We start from the raw sequence: 17,388 nt of genomic DNA, 5'->3' as shown, positions 1-17,388 counted from the left end.
GAAAGGAGATATAAAAACATGGATTACAAAACAATGAGAAATCAGATTGAAGATATGGTAAGTGATAACCACAAGGACTTTGTAAAGGCGATTATAAGCATGGAAAAAGGTATCAATGATGAAAGTGCTTTAGATAAGCTCTATGACGCTTATATGGACAATGACAGCCTTAATTTGCTACATGAGGAATTTGACTATATGATTGAGGATTTAAGGGAACAGGGGCAGATAAAAGATGTGCCTTATGTTGAGGAAGAAAAGGATAATCTTATCAATATTGTTGGAAATATCGTTGGAGAGGTTGATGTAGTTGAAAGGGAAAATAAGAACGGAGAAGTCTTTAAGATAGCGAACTTTTCCGTAGTATCCAAAGACGATGAGGGTAACAAAGTATATCATAATTGCTCCGCTTATGGAGAAAAGAGTGATATCCCAAAGGACTTTAAGCAGGGGGATTTTGTTAAGCTCTTTGGACAAATCAGAACATCCATTGATGATAACGGAAAGGAACATAGCAATATCAGAATACTTTCTTCAAAACTGTTAAAGGCAAAGGAACAAATGAAAGGACAAGAAGAAAAGAAAGAATCTGTACTTGGGGCTATCAAAAAATATCAGGCTGAAGATAAGGAAAAGCCGAAAGAAAAGAAAGAAGTAAGCAAAGAAACTGAGAGATAAATTTACGGTCGGTGTGGTCTTAGGACTGCACCGACTCTTTTTTATTTGGTGAAATTATGATATAATTAATGAAATAAAAGTTCAACTATATGAATATTAAGGATGGTAATATGAAAATAAACTATAATGGGCTGTGGAAACTTTTAATAGATAAAAATATGAACAAAAGAGACCTACAGGAAAAAGTTGGTATAGCTCCTGCAACGATAGCTAAAATGGGAAAAGGTGAATTTGTCAGCATGGAAATTCTCTATAGAATTTGTATTGAACTGGATACAGATTTTGGTGAACTAATTTCATTGAATAGGACGAATAATATAAATAAGTTTTAATTTTTATAAAGAACCTTTAGACTTTAGATTGTATATCAAATGATGTATTTTCCTTTGATGATGACTATGTTGAATAGGTATTATGGAGGTATGAGATATGAGAGAGATAATAATTATAGATGATGATATTGCATTATGTAATTTAATTAAAAAATGTTTAAGCACAGATGGATATTCTGTAGACATTGCTAATAATGGATTAGATGGATATAAAAAAATCCGAAGTTCAAACAATCTGTGCTTGATTTTATTAGATATTATGCTCCCTGACTTTGATGGATTTCAAGTTTTGGAGATGATAAGAGAAGAATACACTGTTCCAGTTTTAATGTTGACTGCAAAGTCTGATGATGATTCGAAAATTTATGGACTTAAACAAGGTGCGGATGATTATCTAACTAAGCCCTTTAATATCAATGAACTTAAAGCAAGAGTTGAAGCTATGGTTAGAAGATTCACAGACTTTAATCAGAAAAGCATAGACCAGTTTAAAGAAATCATAATAGAAGATATGAGAATAGATAAAGAGAATAGAACTGTAAAAATAAACGATAACAATATCGAATTAACAAGTAAAGAATTTGATTTGTTATATTTTCTCGCATCCAATAAAGGGAGAATTTTTACAAAAAAACAAATATATACTAATGTTTGGGAGGAAGATTACCTTTTTGATGATAGTAATATAATGTCCTTTATAAGTAAACTCCGAAAAAAAATAGAACCTAACCCTGAAGAACCAACTTATATTTTGACAGTAAGAGGTGTGGGTTACCGTTTTAGTAAGGGGGAATGATGTATGGATATAAAAACTATCATAATTTTGATGCTTTTATGTGTAATCCTATATTTAGTAAAAAAGATTACGCATATAAAAAAGGAAATAGATAGGATTCAAGAGGTACTTGTTGATATCAAAAATGGTGATTACAATCGTAGAATTTTAATTAAGAAAAATGATACTACAGAAAAAATTTGCCACGATATAAATGAGATAGCACTACGAAGTCAAAATAAACTAATAGAGCAGAAACAATCCGAGCAGGCATATAAATCACTCATGACAAGTTTATCTCATGATGTAAAAACTCCTTTAGCATCTATGGTTGGGTATTTGGAAGCAGTTCAAGAAGGACTTGTTACAGGTGATGAAAAAGATGACTATATAAAAGTTTCTTTAAGTAAAGCACATTACTTAAAGGATTTTGTAGAAAAACTTTTTGATTGGGTAAAATTGGATTCAGGAGAATGGAAGTTTTCTTTTGCGGATAAGGATTTGAACGAATTAACAAGAAATGTGATAAGTGATTGGATTCCTATTTTTGAAGAAAAACATATAAGTTATGAAATTGAAATTCCGGAACAGGAATGTAATATAAGGATAGATGAGAATGCTTATTTTAGAAGTTTAAACAATATAATTAACAATATTATCGTTCATAGTAATTGCGATAGAGTACACTTGAAATTAGAAAAATCGGATACAAAAGTTACTTTGACGATTTTAGATAATGGAGATGGTATAAGTGAAAAGGACTTACCATATATATTTGACAGAATGTATCAGGCAGATAGTTCAAGATTAACAAAAGGTTCAGGACTTGGATTATCAATCTCCAAAGAATTATTGCGAGTAAATAATGCTAAAATAAGCGTAAGTAGTGTGCCAAATATAAAAACTGTTTTTACTGTAGAGTTTGCAATGTAAATAGCTGATTTAGAAAGCCTCTTTTGGGGCTTTTTTTATTGAAACAAGATAAAAACAAGAGTGCCGCAAGATTATGGCAAGGTTAATCATTTACAATATTTATTGTAAGGAGGTGCGATATGCTCTTAATAAAAGCTGAAATAAAAAAATGGAAGAGAAGCAGAATTTTGATAGGTGTTTTTATATTAACTGTTGTTTTGAATTTATTTGCAATCGAAAGAGCATTTTCAATTTCAAGAGAAAGTCCTATCATGGATAGTTTTGGAGACTTATATTGTTTAGCGTTTAAGAATATAACTTTTGTCTTCTTGCCAATCATAATTGGAATGATTTCTACGATGTTATTTTTTGACGAAAGGAAGAATGACACGTTAAAGAATGTACTAATAACTTCGATTAGTAGATTTGAAGTATTTTTTGCAAAATTCATTTTGATAGAATTACTAACTATAGTTTTGATGATATTAACATATATGTCATCAGTTTTGGGAGCAGTATTAAGTGTTGGATTCGTAGATTTTAATTTAATTACATTGAAAGAAGCTGCTATTTTATATGTAGTAGCAGCTTTGTTAATTCCGATTGCAATGCTTCCAGTGATTTACATTGCTACTTTTTCTAAGAGTTATGTTTTACCTATTTCTATGTGCTTGCTTTATTTAGGAATTGGAATATTTGGAGCATCAATATTAGTCCATATACATCCGCTTGCAAGTTTATTAGGAGTTTATCAAAATGTGTCATCGGCTGCTAAAGAAATGGTAGAAAATAGTATTGGTGGATATTCACTAAAGGCATCCTCGTTTAGTTGTTTAGTATCTATTTTATCAATCGGAATAGTATTTTTTATACTTTCAATAAAATCCATGAAAAGACAAAACTATTAGGCTAATTCATAAAAATTATTGTTTTTAGATAGAGGTGTGAGAAAATGAAAAAATATATGAAAATAACACTAATTATTATTTGCTTGTTAGCTTTAATGGCATGCGTAAATAAAAAAGAGATAATGTTGCCCGAAGTTGAAAATATAGCAGAAGTTGAAATTATGGAGAGTACTTCCGAAACATCTAAGATAATTAATACTAATGAAGAAATATCAAAATTGGTTAGTGATATAAAAGATAATTCAGAAAATACTAATAAAGAAAGTGCAAATGACCAACCTACGAATGTTGATAGCTATATCATAATAAAATTCTATCACAAAGATGAGGGAAAAAATCCAAGTGTAGCATATTTATATAAGGAGAAAGGCAACTGTTATATTGAACAGCCCTATACTGGTATTTGGAAATTAAAACAGGGAATTTTTAATAATATTAGTGATTTGATTAGCAAAAAATAATATGTAATAGAGTGCAGAAAATGATGTTACAAAATAAGGAGGAAAAGTGAAATGAAAAATTATATTATCGAAACAAAGAATTTGACAAAGGTTTATGGAGAACAAACGGTTGTCAATTCTGTAAATTTACACATTGAAAAAGGTTCTATATATGGGTTGTTAGGGAGAAATGGAGCAGGGAAAACAACCATTATGAAGATGATATTGGGTCTTACGGATATTTCAAATGGTGAAGTAAGTGTTTTCAATCAAAACATAAAAGGTAATGAGAAAAAGATTTATCCAAGAATTGGTGCAATTATTGAAACACCGGGATTTTATCCTAATCTTACAGGGACAGAAAATTTGGAAATATTTGCAATGTTAAGAGGAACGGCTTTTCCAAATGCAGTTAAAAATGCTTTAGAAGTAGTTGGTCTGCCATATAAAGATAAAAAACTCTTTGGGAATTATTCTTTAGGAATGAAACAAAGACTGGGAATAGCTAATGCAATTTTACATGATCCTGAAGTTTTAATTTTAGATGAACCGACAAATGGATTAGATCCAATAGGTATAGCAGAAGTTAGAGATTTTATAAAAGATTTAAGTGTAAAAAAAGGAAAAACAATTTTGATTTCCAGTCATATTCTATCTGAAATAACACTCCTTGCTGATACAGTGGGCATTATAGATAAAGGAGTTTTATTAGAAGAAAACAGTATGGAAGAATTAAATAAGAAAAATAGAAAGTACATTATTTTGGAAGTATCAGATGTATCAAAAGCTGCGACTATTCTGGAAAAAGAGTTTGTAATAACAAATTATTCTGTTGAAGATAATAATCATATAAGGATATATAGTCATGGATTAGATATGGCAAAAATTAACAAGTCGTTGGTTATGAATGAAATATCAGTGATTTCATCACAAATATGTAATGATTCTTTGGAAGATTACTTCAAAAAAATAACCGGAGGAGAGGGAATTGCTTAATTTAGTTAAAGTAGAGTTTCTTAAATTGAAAAGGAAAAAGATTGTTTGGATGATGTTTCTGGCAACACTCTTAATGCCATTGCTTGCCACTATATATTTTGGGAATATAGATCTTTCAGATAATGCAATGAAATATTTCAAATGGACAATCTTTAGTTATAATTTATGGCTGATTTTGCCAATTATATTAGGTATATTTTCCACAATGATTGTGTCAGCAGAGTATGAGAATGATACTTTTAAAGCATTATGGATTGTTCCGGTACAAAAGACGAAACTTTTGATTAGCAAATTTGTAATTGTGCTTATTTACACTTTAGTATTTATGAGTCTTTCAATTCTATTTACGCTTCTTTTTGGGAAAATCATTCATCATATAGAGATAGATTATTCTTTGTTTATTTTTCTTATTAGAAAGTGTTTTGAGATTAGTGGACTTTTAGCAGTTTCTATGCTTCCTATTTTATCTGTCGCATTTTTGACAAAAAAATATATTCTACCTATTTGCTTGACAATTGTTTATGCGTTTTCTGGATTTGTAATTTTAATGGTTAATATGTATGTGCATCCATTATCAAGCTCTACAGCAATTGTTTTGAGGGATGTTCCGGGAATAATATTAAATCAAGATATAAATATATTTTATTCTCTTCTTTGCATAGGGGTATGGGTAGTTGGATTTACAATAGTTACAAAATTATTATTGAAAAGGAGAGGATGGTAATGAAGACGCTTTTATTAGCTGAATATAAAAAACTTCACAGATCAAAATTGATATTTTTGCTTGTATTTGCACTCATGATGACTTTGGGAGTTGTATTTCTTCAAGGACAATTTTCATTTGGTGGGAAAAAGTATATAGACACATTTGGATGGTATATTTTACAAGTGCAGTCTTTAACAACATATTTTGTATTGCCAAGTTTGATAGCATTGTTTGGAGGATATATTATTTGTCGTGAAGAACAAGAAGATGTACTCAAATCATTAAAGTTAATACCGATAGATGAGAGTAATATGATTACTGCAAAAATGATAATTACTCTGTTGGGTAGCATTTTTGTTTATCTAATATTGTTTATGGTATCTTTAATTATAGAAGCGGTATTGCATTTAAATGCGGTAAACATGAGTGAGGTAGTTCATTATTTTGTTGTATATGTATTAACTGGAATAGGTGTTTTTATGGCAATATCTCCAATTATTGCATTTGTTGGACTTGTAAAAAGAAGCTACTGGATAGCTCTGATTATCGCTGAAATATACTCCTTTATAGGAATTTTCTTTGCCTCAAAGGAAGTTGTAAGAGCCATATATCCAATATCATCTGTATTCGTTTTATCGGGACTATATAAAACACCAGTTATGGAATTGCTGATTAGCATAATCGTAAATATTGGTTGCTGTTTTATTTCACATAGAATACTAAAGAAAATGAGAGTTCGTAAAAAATAGTTATGAAAACAAATTTAGGAATTTAAAAAGAGGAGAGAACACTATCTCTCCATCTCCTTGCCCATGTAAATTCCATAGTTCTTTCGTATTTGATAAAGCTCGTCCATAGTAGATTTTGTAGAAGAATACTCTTGCATTAGGGTATTCTTTTTTTCTTGCAATTTATCAAGTTTATCTAAAATATCCTTTGAATCAGGCAGCTTTGAATAGGATTTTTTAAGTTTTGTAAGAGCCATTTCGTAGCGTGTGATTTCAGCCTTATGCTCCTCAAAAAATGCCTTATCAGAAGGATTTGCCTTATATTCTTTGTAGTAGGCTCGATACTTTTTAACGGTATGAACTTGCTCCATAGTTGTGGAAAGCTCGTGCATTTCCTTATCAATAACTTTGATTTTATCTTGTAAATTTTGTCTTTCTTCAGCACTTTTCCTAATGTATTCATCAAGCTGCTTAACGGAGTTAATGCCATGTTCTCTGATGAAAATAACTGATTCAGCCATTGTATTAAGGTTATGTTTTGTTGCCCAATATTCATAGCCTTTGCTCTCTTTTACTTTGGCATTGGTATTCATATTGATGACATTTCCGATTCGTTTTTTGACAGGCGGGGCTTTAGTAGATTGATTTTCTATAATACGCTCTTTTAATCTTTTTTCTGTATAATCTTCTCCAATCGTCTTAGCTCTTGTAAATCTCTGCTTATCTTTTGGCTTAAAGGCAATGTGTTTGCCATGTTTTATTTCATAACCAAGTTCCGCCATCTTCTTTAGAAATTCTTCCCAATCCTTAGACTGTTTTATCAAACGATCAATGTCAAATTGAAGCCTGCTTTTCCAAGAAGTACCTTTCTTAGATTGCTCATTTTCATACCAAGACTTTCCATTTGTTTTGTACTTTCTCTTATAGCTCTCGTAGAACTCATCAATCACAGATAGGTTATTTTCTTTACACAACTTATCGCTCTGATACCTGATTTGGTGGTAACTTCTTTTGTTGGATTGATAGCACTTACCAGTAACCATATTCACATTATTAAATATGACGTGATTATGAATATGCCCTTTATCTATATGGGTAGATAAGACAAATTCGTACTCATCCTTTAATATCTTTTTACATAGTTCAAGACCGATCTGATGTGCTATTTCAGGACTTGCTTCTCCGGGTAAAAAGGATTGAATGAGGTGTCTTGCAAGAACAGTTCCGTTTGTTCCCGCATCATTTCGTGTTCTTAAAAATTGAGTATGAGCAGTTTCCTGATGGCATTTATGAGTGCTTACTAAGATTTGCTCATCTGTTTTTTCTCCATTAACAATATATGAAATGGCAAGATTAAGGGTTGATTTTATAGGATGTATTTTTGTAATAGCCATAAAATTTAATCACCTCCGGAAGTTCTGTTAAGAAGCAGAGAATGTATTTGCCACAACTCTTTTGAGAAATATTCAATCTGCTTTTTCATATCGTTTATATCATCTTTGTAAATTATGCCGGTAGAATTTACACGCTTTGCAATCTGATTTATGTTGTTTGTAGCGTTGGAAAGCAAGCCCTGTAAATCTCTAAAGGGTTCTAAATCCACTTGATATATTTCCTTTTCTAAAACGCATTTGCGAATGAAATGGCTCATATTTCTACACTTAGCAAGTTTTCTTTTCTCTTCAAAAAGATCCTTTTCTTCTTCGGTTAATTTAATTTCAAGTCTTTCATTTCGTATTCTATTTGCCATAGGTAAATCCTCCTTTGAATGTATTTCGGGGTCTTAGGGTACACCCTAACAAGTTAAAAATTGATAAAAAAAGAAGCAGATCCCAGAGGGCTGCTTCATCAATTTTTTCGTAAGTGTCCGTACACTTACTGTGCTTGCTACAAAAGAATGATTAGGGTAGCAAGCGTTAAGCATATTAAGTATTTTATTTATTATATCAAATTTTCGTTAATAAAGGAATAGACAACATTAAAATATGGTATAATAATATGATGTAAAATTAAGAGGGGATGAAAGAAATTTGAAACCTAACGAAAATGATATTATAGAAACAGCCTATGAGGGTTATGTTTTTTCTGAAAAGAAAAGTATTGATAATGTTAAAGTTTATCGTTTTAGCAATGAAACAGGCACAGGAGAAATGCGTTGTTATGATTTGCTTGAAGGGATGCAGTTATCCTATAACAACTTAAATATGGAAACATCTCACCAAAAAATATCACCCAAACAAGGAATTTTACAGATTGATCATTGTCTTGAAGGGTGCTATGAATTTAAACTTGAAAACAATGAGCGTGCATTTATTGGAAAAGGTGATCTAAGTGTTCTTGAACTTGGTAAAGTACCGTTTGAAAACTCCTGTATTCCTATGAAAAAATATGTGGGGTTATCGCTCTTTATTGATATGGAAGTAGCACAAAAATCTATTTCTAAATTTTTCCCATACGGAAATATAAATCTAAGTGAAATGCGTGATAAGTTGTGTAAAAATGGAGCGGCGTTAATTGTTCGTTCTCGTCATGAAATAAACCATATTATTAGCGAATTATATAAGGTTGATGATAGGATACGATTTCCATATTCAATAATTAAGACAATGGAATTATTGCTGTTTTTGAGTTTGATTGAAAGTAAAGATACTCACAAGCTCCCATCTTTTTCTGAACCGGTGTATGAAGCAACTCAGGAATGTTACAAAGCTATTATGGATAATCCTTTCGATAGGTATTCTATTTCCGAGTTAGCAAAAAAATATGCAATTTCTGAATCAAGCCTTAAGAGATGTTTTGCGTATATTACTGGAAATTCAATAGGTAGTTTTATTAAAAGTACATGTCTTGAAGCAGCGGCGGATTTGCTGGCTCATAAACAAAGTATGCCTATTGGAGAAATAGCAGATTTAGCAGGATACTTAAATCAAGGTAAATTTTCTTCGGCGTTTAAGAAACATTTTGGAGAAACGCCACAACAATATAGGAACAAATCTATTTGACCTTTTTGGAGCAAAAGAAGGTCTTATAGGTTATAAAGAAAATGTCTATCTTATTGTAAAATATTTATGAAAGATGGACATTTGTTTTAGGGAAGCCATCAGGCTTTCCTATTTTTTTTAAACAGATGTTAGCTCTGTCTAATTAAAAAAGGAGGCGTTTTTATGATGAAAGAAAAGATGACGGTAAAGGATATAGTAACTGTAGCCGTTATGATGGCATTATTTTATGCAATAGCATTTGTGATTGGGATGGGTACGGTAGCTGTTCCTATTCTTTACCTTTATGGAACAGCCGGCATTGAAATGTTTTTAGGATCAATTTTTTACTTGGTGGCTGCCAATAGAGTAAATAAACATGGTCTGTTGTTTGTATGGGTAATGATATATGCACTTATCACCGCAGCAATGGGTTATATGTTTATGGTTCCATATTTTATAGCAGTTGCGGTAATTTCTGAACTTGTCATGATTGGGAAAAACACATATAGAAATCCGATTAGAAATATGATTGGTTGGAGTACCTACGGGATTGGTATGATGTTAGGAATAGGTGTTCCTTGTTGGATTGCTTGGGAAAGCTATCAAAAACAGGCAATTGCAAGCGGATTTACAAATACTACAATGAAGCTTCAATATGATATGGTTTCTTCTCCTAAATTGATGCTTGTTGGTGTAATTGTTACAGTAATATTATCTGCCCTTGGTATACTACTTTCTCAAAAAATTCTTAAAAAGCATTTTGAGAAAGCAGGTATCTTGAGTTAAATGATGAGTAGCGAGAAAAGATTAAACAAATTAAGCGGTATAGGTTCGCTATTATTAACATTTCTCGCCTGTATGGTATCTATTTTTACGAAAAGTTATTATATGCACGCTTTGTTTGTTCTTTGGTTAGCTTTGCTTCTTGCGTACTTTGGCTTTCTAAGACAAAGCGTGCAATATGTATTGCTTTATGCGTTTACAACATTTTGGCTGATAATAATGTTTCCTAAAGGGATTTATGTAATATCACCTATGCTTTTAGGTATGATATATAAATTTATTGTTCCCATTATGGCAGCATATTTAACTTTTAAAATACCATCAGGGAAATTGATTGCAGTATTTCAAAAAAGCTTAATGTCGCAAAATATTCTCCTGCTCATAGTAGTAATTATTAGATTTATTCCTACTATATCAGGAGAAATAAAAACTATAAAAGAAGCAATGAGAGTTCGTGGTTTTATGGGAAGTAAAATACACGTTGCTTTACATCCGTTAAAAACTATGGAGTATATTATAGTGCCTCTAATTTTTCGTTCCATCAAAGTGGGAGATGAACTTGCGGCAGCAGCGATTGTCAGAGGAATCGAAAATCCTGGCAAAAAACAAAGTTATTATGAAACGAAAATGAGCAAAACAGATATTGTGATTTTAACAATAAGTTCATTGTTACTCTTTGTCTGTGTCATTTAAAGGAGGTGAAAATAATGGAATGCGAAGTACAGATTCGTCATGTGAACTATTCGTACTATAAAAATGAACTGCAACTCAATGATATCAATCTAAATATTTCACAAGGCGAATGTGTTGCAATTATAGGTGCTTCAGGTTGTGGAAAATCAACATTAACAAGAGTAATAAATGGACTCATTCCATCATTTTTTAAAGGCGAACTGAGTGGTCAAACTTTAATAAAACAAAAGGATTTATGTAAATTGTCCTCTTGGGAAATAGGGAAAATGGTAGGGAATGTTTTTCAGGATCCAAGAAGTCAATTTTTTTCTAATGAGGTTGCGGGAGAAATCGCTTTTGGCTGTGAAAATATGGGACTTACGCATAGTGAGATAATAGAGCAAGTAGGTCGAACTGTAAAAGAAATGGAGATTGAAAATTTATTAGATACAAGTATCTACGCCTTGTCATATGGAATGAGGCAAAAAGTGGCAATATGTTCAGCAAAAGCAATGAACCCAGATATATATGTTTTTGATGAGCCATCAGCAAACCTTGATTTAAGAGCGACATATCTTCTTGCGGACTTAATAAGAAAATTAAAAAATGATGGAAAAACCATTATACTTGCAGAACATCGACTTTTTTATTTAAGTGGCATTGCAGATAGATATGTTTTTATGGAAAAAGGAAAAGTCGTTAAGGATTACACAGCAAATGAAATACAGGAACAGAAATCTGAAGCTCTTAACAAAAAAGGGCTTCGTTCTTTGCGTTTTGATGACATTTCTATTCCGGAAAAGGATTCAAGCAATTGCAAATCATTGCATTCAATAAGAGTGGTGAATTTAAGCAAAAGTTTCAAGAATAATCATTTATTAAGAAATATAACCTTTCAATATGATAACAATGAAATTATTGCTTTAGTTGGGGCAAATGGTGTAGGCAAAAGTACATTGGGAAAGATCATTGCGGGCTTAATAAAAGAAAATTCCGGAAAAATTTTAGTAGATGGTAGATTGAGGCAGCATAAACAACGTATTGGAGAAATTTGGTATATTCCTCAGGATTTAGATTCTCAGCTTTTTGGAGAGGATTTAATAGATGAACTAACAACGGGATTAAAACATTCTGATAAGAATATAGATAAAGCAGAGGATATATTAAGAAAATTAGGATTGATTGACTTAAAAAGGAAACATCCCGCAACTCTATCTGGCGGACAAAAGCAAAGGCTTGTTTTAGGTGTAGCTATGATGAGAAATGTTCCAATGATTATTTTAGATGAACCAACATCCGGCTTAGATTTTAATAGTATGGAGAAGGTTAGAACTTTAATTAAGGAACAACAAAAAAATGGGACGAAATTTTTCATTATCTCACATGATATTGAATTTGTTGCAAGAACTTGCAATAGAATCTTAAAACTTGATAGAGGAGAAATTACAGAAGATTATTATTTGAAAAACATAGAAGATTTATTGAAGTCAATGAATGTTTAGGAGGCGAAAACAGGTATGTTAAAGAAACATTTTGGACAAATTTTTTTAGCAGTTTTTGTCGCAGTATTAGGGGTGCTTTGTGGCGTTTTACCCTATTTTGCAATGGCAAAAATTGTTGAACACATAGCAATGGGGAATACAAATTTTTTGGTTTATAAAGCACCAATGCTTATAATTTTAAGCGGACTTTTAGGAAGTGTTATTTTTCATGAGATTTCAACACTGACTTCTCATAATCTTGCCTTCCGTATTATCGAAGATGAAAGAAAGAAACTTACGAGAAAGATAAGCAGATTATCTATGGGAGAAGTTGAAAAAAAGAGTAGTGGAGAATGGACACAATTTATGGTTGAAACTCTTGATAAAATGGAACAACCTATTGCACATGTGATTCCAGAAGTTGTTGCCAATGTTATTATTCCAATTGTATTAGTTATAACAGTATTTGTACTTGATTGGAGAATAGGTCTTGCAAATCTTATAACGCTTCCTCTTGGCGCATTGTTTTCTTTTTTAATGATGGGTGGATACGAAGAAAAATCTCGTAACTACCAACAAGCTGCTAAAAACATGAACACCACAGCTGTTGAATATATAAGAGGAATTCAGGTTATAAAGGCTTTTAATAAATCAGCTTCTTCTTATGGGAAATTTGTAGACGCTGTTAATAAGAATAGAGACAGTATGCTAAATTGGTATTTAAGTGTTTGTTTCTATATGACAGCTGCAATGGAAATTCTTCCTTCTACTTTATTATTTGTTTTGCCAGTTTCGTTATTCTTATATTTAAAGGGAAGCATATCTGTTGGGATTTTAATCATGTGCGTACTTTTATCATATGCTACTTATAAGCCTTTAATTAAGGCGATGAGCCATATGGACACTATGGCAAATGTAAGAGTTGTAATTGATGAAATAAAAGCGGTAATGAATTTGCCAGAACTTGAAAGAGGAGACAGTAATCAACAAATATCCTCTTATAGTATAGATTTTAAAAATGTAAACTTCGGCTATAACAATGAAAAAAAAGTTTTTAATAATTTATCTTTTAGTGCAGAAGAAAATCAACTTACAGCGATTGTTGGGTATTCAGGAGGTGGAAAATCTACCATTGCAAAATTGATTGCAGGATACTGGAATGTTGATGGTGGAGAAATTCGCATAGGGAATGTGAATGTGAGAGACCTTTCACTTGAACGAAATATGGATCTTGTTACTTATGTTTCACAGGAAAATTATCTTTTCAGAAAAAGCATTTTAGAGAATATGAAATTAGCGAAACCGAATGCAAGTATAGAAGAAATTAAAGAGGCATGCAAGAAAGCAAGTTGCCATGATTTTATTATGAGTTTGCCAAATGGATATAACACAATCATCGGTGAAGCTGGAAATAATCTTTCTGGTGGAGAAAGACAAAGGATTACAATTGCAAGAGCATTATTAAAAGACAGCCCTATTGTTGTTTTGGATGAAGCCACTGCTTATTCTGATCCGGACAATGAAGCGGAAATTCAGAAATCTATAGATGCATTGGTCCAAAATAAAACGGTGATTATGATTGCTCATAGACTTTCTACAATTGTTCATGCCAATAAAATTATTGTACTAAAAAACGGAGAAATAGAAGCTCAAGGTAGTCATACAGAACTTCTTGATAAAAGTGAAACCTACGCAAAAATGTGGAAATCCCACATTAGTGCATATCAAAAAGCGGAGGTGATATAAATGAAAGAGCTAATTAAGAAATTGTATATGATTGCAGGAAAAGAATCCTCTAAAATCAGCAGAATGTTATTATTTGAAGTTCTTAAAAGTATTTTTGAAGGTGTTGCACTTGGAGCGATTATGCTTTTATTGCTTAGAGTATTTCAAAACATTTTTGAGCATAGAGCTGTTGTTATACAAGATGTATATATTGTCTTTGGGGTAGCATTGCTAAGCGTTGTAGGGAAAGTATTGTGCAGTTATTTGGCAGACCGTAACAAGTACATTGCTACTTATAATATGGGAGCAGAGAACAGATTATATATCGGAGATCAATTAAAACGAGTTAATATGGGTTACTTTAACAGTAATCGTCTTGGAACTATTTCCGGAGGATTAACGACAATAATCGGTGAGCTTGAAACGGTAGGAGTAAATATAATAGAAACACTTTTTGTGGGAGTTATCCAAACGACAATAATGGCACTTTTTATGCTTCCTTTTGATTTTGTTACAGGGTTAATTATATTAGTAACCTTGTTATTAGGAATGCTGACTAATGCCTTGTTCCAAAAGAAAGCAGATGAACTAACCAAGAAATTACAAGTGTTAAAAATCAACTTAAATGCAACTACTTTGGAATATGTTAAAGGTATTAGTGTTATAAAATCCTTTGGAAAAGGGAAAGAAATGATAGCTGAATTAGATAACAGTATTCTTGAAAATCGAAAGGGATTTATCAATGTCGAGAAAACTGTTGCACCTGCTGTTCTGATTTTTCTATCTATTTTTAAATTGGGTGTTTGTGCAATTATTTTATCAGCTGTTGTACGATTTTGTTCTGGAGACATTACACCATACAAAGCAGTTATGTTAATTGTATCAAGCTTTATTGTATTTGCCGGTTTTGAAATGGCAGGAAGTATGCAAAATATAAGAGGTGTGGCAGTTCAAAATTTAGATGAAATAGCAAAACTTCGTGAACTTCCAACAATTTCAGAAGGGACTATAACGGAAATAGGAAAAGCAGAAATTTGTCTAAACAATGTACATTTTTCGTATGATGAAAAGCCTTTGTTTGAAAATATCAATGTTTTTATTCCTGAAGGAAAGACTACAGCTATTGTAGGTGGGTCAGGCAGCGGAAAAACAACACTTTGTAATTTAATTGCAAGATTTTGGGATGTGAATAGCGGAGAAATTTTAATTGATGAAAATAATGTAAAAGATTTTCAATATGATAGTCTTCTTTCTGATTTCACTTTTGTTTTTCAAGATGTGTACCTTTTTGATGATACCGTAAAAAACAATATAAAGTTTGGAAATCCAGATGCAAGCGATGAGGAAGTGATAGAAGTTGCAAAACAGGCACAATGCCATGATTTTATTATGAATCTACCTGAAGGCTATGAAACTGTTTTACAAGAAGGTGGTTCTAATTTATCAGGAGGCGAAAGACAGAGAATTTCTATTGCCAGAGCAATGTTGAAACCGAGCCGAATCGTTATTCTTGATGAAGCAACTTCAAGTGTTGATCCTGAAAATGAGGAACAGCTTATGTCCGCATTAAGAAATCTATTGCAGGGAAAGACAGTTCTTGTCATTGCGCATAAACTTGAGACAATTCAAGGGGCTGATCAAATTCTTGTGATGGATAAGGGTAAGATAGAAAATATTGGAACCCATGCGGAGCTACTCGAAAAATCTGATATTTACAAACAATTTATTTCCCAAAGGAAAAAAGCAATCGGATGGATAATAGAATAGTAAATTTTTAGAAAGGAGTTTTAGTATGAAACAAGATATGAAAGAACAATTACTAACCAAAAGACCGATAGATTTACTCTTTCAGTTATCTATTCCGGCAGTTATCGGAATGATAGTAATCGGTCTATATCCGTTAATGGATGGTATATTTGCAGGGAAAATTATAGGACAAACAGCAATGACTGCTTGCGGCGTTGCAATGCCGCTTACATTCTTTAATAGCGGTGTATCTACGCTTCTTGGCGTTGGTTCGGCATCCGTTCTCTCCAGAGCGATAGGAAAAGGAGATCAAAAAACTGTAGATAAAATTATGGGTAACCTAATCTATTGGGTGATTTTCTTCTCTGTAATTATTACGGTTGGAGGAATACTTCTTGCTCCGCATTTTTTAGATATGGTCGGTGCAACGGGTGAAATCAAAGCCTATGGTATTAGATACCTTAGAGTGATTTTTATAGGCTCTCTATTTGTAAACTTCACACAGTCCGCAAACATGGTTATGCGTGGAGAAGGACTGATGAAAAAAGCTATGACGATTATGGGACTTGGGGCATTACTGAACATTATTCTTGACCCTATCTTAATGACTGTTATGGGTGAATATGCGATTGAAGGTGCTGCCCTTGCAACCATCACAGCACAATTTGTTCAGGCAGTGGCAACACTACATTATTTCTTGAAAAAGAGTAAAGTTGTTAAAATCCATAAGATAAAGTCTGATCCGGAAATAAAAAAAGAAATGTTTGGGGTAGGATCATCAGCTATGATGATGCAGCTTTTATTTATGATACAACAAACTATGCTTTATAAAATGGCATTTAAGTATGGCGGAGATACCAATGGAATTTTGATGGCGGCATCACTTCGTGTATATGCCTTTTCATTTATTCCTCTTTGGGGAATGAGTCAAGGCTTACAGCCTGTTATTGGAACGAACTTCGGAGCAAAGCAATATGACAGAGTAAGAGAAGCTATGAAGGTCTTTTCTATCGGCGGTTTGGTTCTTGCAGGAATCTTTTGGATTCCATCTCTACTGCTATCAAGTCAGATACTTTCGCTATTTGGTGTAGAAGCAAACATCATTGCACATGGGGTTGGAAATTTTAGATTGTTCTATTCCGTCTTTATCTTGTATGGAGTAATGGTTATGACTGTTACTTTCTTCCAATCAATCGGAAACGGAAAGAAAGCAGGAATTATTGTTATGCTTAGACAGTTATTCTTATTTGTTCCTGCAATGATTCTTTTACCAATGGCCTTTAGAATAAAAGCTGTTTGGTTCACACAGCCACTTGTAGATTTCATTATGATTGTTGTTGGCATTTTCATGATGATTGGGGAACTGAATAAAATGGGGAAAGAAAAAGTTCAAGCATAAAACTTCTTATTAGGTGTTTAGAATTTGAAACATTAGAAGGATTTAATTTATGGGAAATAGTTAGCTATAAAATGGAGGGATAGAAATGGAAAAGTCTATATATTTATTTGAAAGAATAAACCACAA

18 protein-coding genes are annotated in these 17,388 nt (G+C 32.2%); 16 read left to right on the top strand and 2 right to left on the bottom strand.

Annotation, left to right across the window (positions count from 1 at the left end; all coding sequences use genetic code 11):
* The first annotated feature begins 18 nt into the window (after nucleotides 1-18).
* From RGT18_RS08180 to RGT18_RS08140, 9 genes are all read left to right on the top strand, one after another.
* Nucleotides 19-678 (top strand): hypothetical protein, encoded by a 660-nt coding sequence (locus RGT18_RS08180; protein ID WP_028077754.1) that lies wholly within the window; start codon nucleotides 19-21, stop codon nucleotides 676-678.
* Nucleotides 679-788: 110 nt separating this feature from the next.
* Nucleotides 789-1,010 carry a helix-turn-helix domain-containing protein gene (locus RGT18_RS08175; protein WP_000701009.1) on the top strand — a complete coding sequence of 74 codons (222 nt, stop codon included), beginning with the start codon at nucleotides 789-791 and terminating at the stop codon, nucleotides 1,008-1,010.
* A 97-nt stretch (nucleotides 1,011-1,107) separates the two neighbouring features.
* Nucleotides 1,108-1,806, top strand: coding sequence for a response regulator transcription factor (locus RGT18_RS08170; protein ID WP_001206787.1), 699 nt, complete (start codon nucleotides 1,108-1,110; stop codon nucleotides 1,804-1,806).
* A gap of 3 nt (nucleotides 1,807-1,809) precedes the next feature.
* Complete coding sequence (locus RGT18_RS08165; protein WP_028077755.1) at nucleotides 1,810-2,718, top strand: sensor histidine kinase; 909 nt, start codon at nucleotides 1,810-1,812, stop codon at nucleotides 2,716-2,718.
* 119 nt (nucleotides 2,719-2,837) lie between these two features.
* On the top strand, nucleotides 2,838-3,605 hold the full coding sequence (locus RGT18_RS08160; RefSeq protein WP_028077756.1) for an ABC transporter permease: 768 nt from the start codon (nucleotides 2,838-2,840) through the stop codon (nucleotides 3,603-3,605).
* Between the two features lie 44 nt (nucleotides 3,606-3,649).
* On the top strand, nucleotides 3,650-4,066 hold the full coding sequence (locus RGT18_RS08155) for a DUF5301 domain-containing protein (RefSeq protein ID WP_019117886.1): 417 nt from the start codon (nucleotides 3,650-3,652) through the stop codon (nucleotides 4,064-4,066).
* A gap of 51 nt (nucleotides 4,067-4,117) precedes the next feature.
* On the top strand, nucleotides 4,118-5,041 hold the full coding sequence (locus RGT18_RS08150) for an ABC transporter ATP-binding protein (protein WP_000800751.1): 924 nt from the start codon (nucleotides 4,118-4,120) through the stop codon (nucleotides 5,039-5,041).
* Nucleotides 5,034-5,765, top strand: a complete 732-nt coding sequence (locus tag RGT18_RS08145) for an ABC transporter permease (protein WP_000933556.1) — start codon at nucleotides 5,034-5,036, stop codon at nucleotides 5,763-5,765. The genes RGT18_RS08150 and RGT18_RS08145 overlap by 8 nt, the downstream gene beginning before the upstream one ends.
* Nucleotides 5,765-6,496, top strand: coding sequence for an ABC transporter permease (locus RGT18_RS08140; RefSeq protein ID WP_000854550.1), 732 nt, complete (start codon nucleotides 5,765-5,767; stop codon nucleotides 6,494-6,496). The genes RGT18_RS08145 and RGT18_RS08140 overlap by 1 nt, the downstream gene beginning before the upstream one ends.
* A 41-nt stretch (nucleotides 6,497-6,537) precedes the next feature.
* Here the strand turns inward: RGT18_RS08140 and RGT18_RS08135 are convergent, their stop codons facing one another.
* Complete coding sequence (locus RGT18_RS08135; protein ID WP_060802787.1) at nucleotides 6,538-7,869, bottom strand: relaxase/mobilization nuclease domain-containing protein; 1,332 nt, start codon at nucleotides 7,867-7,869, stop codon at nucleotides 6,538-6,540.
* Between the two features lie 5 nt (nucleotides 7,870-7,874).
* Entirely contained in the window at nucleotides 7,875-8,225 is a 351-nt protein-coding gene (locus RGT18_RS08130) for a plasmid mobilization protein (RefSeq protein WP_028077758.1), read from the bottom strand.
* A 280-nt stretch (nucleotides 8,226-8,505) separates the two neighbouring features.
* Between RGT18_RS08130 and RGT18_RS08125 the strand changes: the two genes are divergently transcribed.
* The 7 genes from RGT18_RS08125 (at nucleotide 8,506) to RGT18_RS08095 (ending at nucleotide 17,262) form a co-directional block, all read left to right on the top strand.
* Nucleotides 8,506-9,477, top strand: coding sequence for an AraC family transcriptional regulator (locus RGT18_RS08125; protein WP_000803953.1), 972 nt, complete (start codon nucleotides 8,506-8,508; stop codon nucleotides 9,475-9,477).
* Between the two features lie 162 nt (nucleotides 9,478-9,639).
* Nucleotides 9,640-10,242: an MptD family putative ECF transporter S component gene (locus RGT18_RS08120; RefSeq protein WP_000975162.1), complete on the top strand. Its 603-nt coding sequence runs from the start codon at nucleotides 9,640-9,642 to the stop codon at nucleotides 10,240-10,242.
* A gap of 3 nt (nucleotides 10,243-10,245) precedes the next feature.
* Nucleotides 10,246-10,932 (top strand): energy-coupling factor transporter transmembrane component T family protein, encoded by a 687-nt coding sequence (locus RGT18_RS08115; protein ID WP_338175896.1) that lies wholly within the window; start codon nucleotides 10,246-10,248, stop codon nucleotides 10,930-10,932.
* Nucleotides 10,933-10,946: 14 nt separating this feature from the next.
* Nucleotides 10,947-12,413 carry an ABC transporter ATP-binding protein gene (locus RGT18_RS08110; RefSeq protein ID WP_000388791.1) on the top strand — a complete coding sequence of 489 codons (1,467 nt, stop codon included), beginning with the start codon at nucleotides 10,947-10,949 and terminating at the stop codon, nucleotides 12,411-12,413.
* Between the two features lie 15 nt (nucleotides 12,414-12,428).
* Nucleotides 12,429-14,138, top strand: a complete 1,710-nt coding sequence (locus RGT18_RS08105; RefSeq protein ID WP_028077760.1) for an ABC transporter ATP-binding protein — start codon at nucleotides 12,429-12,431, stop codon at nucleotides 14,136-14,138.
* Nucleotides 14,139-15,884, top strand: coding sequence for an ABC transporter ATP-binding protein (locus RGT18_RS08100; RefSeq protein ID WP_028077761.1), 1,746 nt, complete (start codon nucleotides 14,139-14,141; stop codon nucleotides 15,882-15,884). It abuts the gene before it with no gap.
* A gap of 25 nt (nucleotides 15,885-15,909) precedes the next feature.
* On the top strand, nucleotides 15,910-17,262 hold the full coding sequence (locus RGT18_RS08095) for an MATE family efflux transporter (protein ID WP_028077762.1): 1,353 nt from the start codon (nucleotides 15,910-15,912) through the stop codon (nucleotides 17,260-17,262).
* The last annotated feature ends 126 nt before the right edge of the window (nucleotides 17,263-17,388 follow it).

The sequence above is a fragment of the Solobacterium moorei genome, assembly GCF_036323475.1.
GTDB lineage: Bacteria > Bacillota_I > Bacilli_A > Erysipelotrichales > Erysipelotrichaceae > Bulleidia > Bulleidia moorei.
Note: the sequence above shows the minus strand (reverse complement) of the source record. Positions and strands in the feature narration are given on the sequence as shown.

Coding starts and splice junctions, on each gene's coding strand:
- RGT18_RS08140 (WP_000854550.1), top strand. CDS start 5,765: ATGAAGACGCTTTTATTAGCTGAATATAAAAAACTTCACAGATCAAAA.
- RGT18_RS08100 (WP_028077761.1), top strand. CDS start 14,139: ATGAAAGAGCTAATTAAGAAATTGTATATGATTGCAGGAAAAGAATCC.
- RGT18_RS08115 (WP_338175896.1), top strand. CDS start 10,246: ATGAGTAGCGAGAAAAGATTAAACAAATTAAGCGGTATAGGTTCGCTA.
- RGT18_RS08155 (WP_019117886.1), top strand. CDS start 3,650: ATGAAAAAATATATGAAAATAACACTAATTATTATTTGCTTGTTAGCT.
- RGT18_RS08160 (WP_028077756.1), top strand. CDS start 2,838: ATGCTCTTAATAAAAGCTGAAATAAAAAAATGGAAGAGAAGCAGAATT.
- RGT18_RS08120 (WP_000975162.1), top strand. CDS start 9,640: ATGATGAAAGAAAAGATGACGGTAAAGGATATAGTAACTGTAGCCGTT.
- RGT18_RS08135 (WP_060802787.1), bottom strand. CDS start 7,869: ATGGCTATTACAAAAATACATCCTATAAAATCAACCCTTAATCTTGCC.
- RGT18_RS08105 (WP_028077760.1), top strand. CDS start 12,429: ATGTTAAAGAAACATTTTGGACAAATTTTTTTAGCAGTTTTTGTCGCA.
- RGT18_RS08165 (WP_028077755.1), top strand. CDS start 1,810: ATGGATATAAAAACTATCATAATTTTGATGCTTTTATGTGTAATCCTA.
- RGT18_RS08095 (WP_028077762.1), top strand. CDS start 15,910: ATGAAACAAGATATGAAAGAACAATTACTAACCAAAAGACCGATAGAT.
- RGT18_RS08175 (WP_000701009.1), top strand. CDS start 789: ATGAAAATAAACTATAATGGGCTGTGGAAACTTTTAATAGATAAAAAT.
- RGT18_RS08170 (WP_001206787.1), top strand. CDS start 1,108: ATGAGAGAGATAATAATTATAGATGATGATATTGCATTATGTAATTTA.
- RGT18_RS08110 (WP_000388791.1), top strand. CDS start 10,947: ATGGAATGCGAAGTACAGATTCGTCATGTGAACTATTCGTACTATAAA.
- RGT18_RS08130 (WP_028077758.1), bottom strand. CDS start 8,225: ATGGCAAATAGAATACGAAATGAAAGACTTGAAATTAAATTAACCGAA.
- RGT18_RS08150 (WP_000800751.1), top strand. CDS start 4,118: ATGAAAAATTATATTATCGAAACAAAGAATTTGACAAAGGTTTATGGA.
- RGT18_RS08180 (WP_028077754.1), top strand. CDS start 19: ATGGATTACAAAACAATGAGAAATCAGATTGAAGATATGGTAAGTGAT.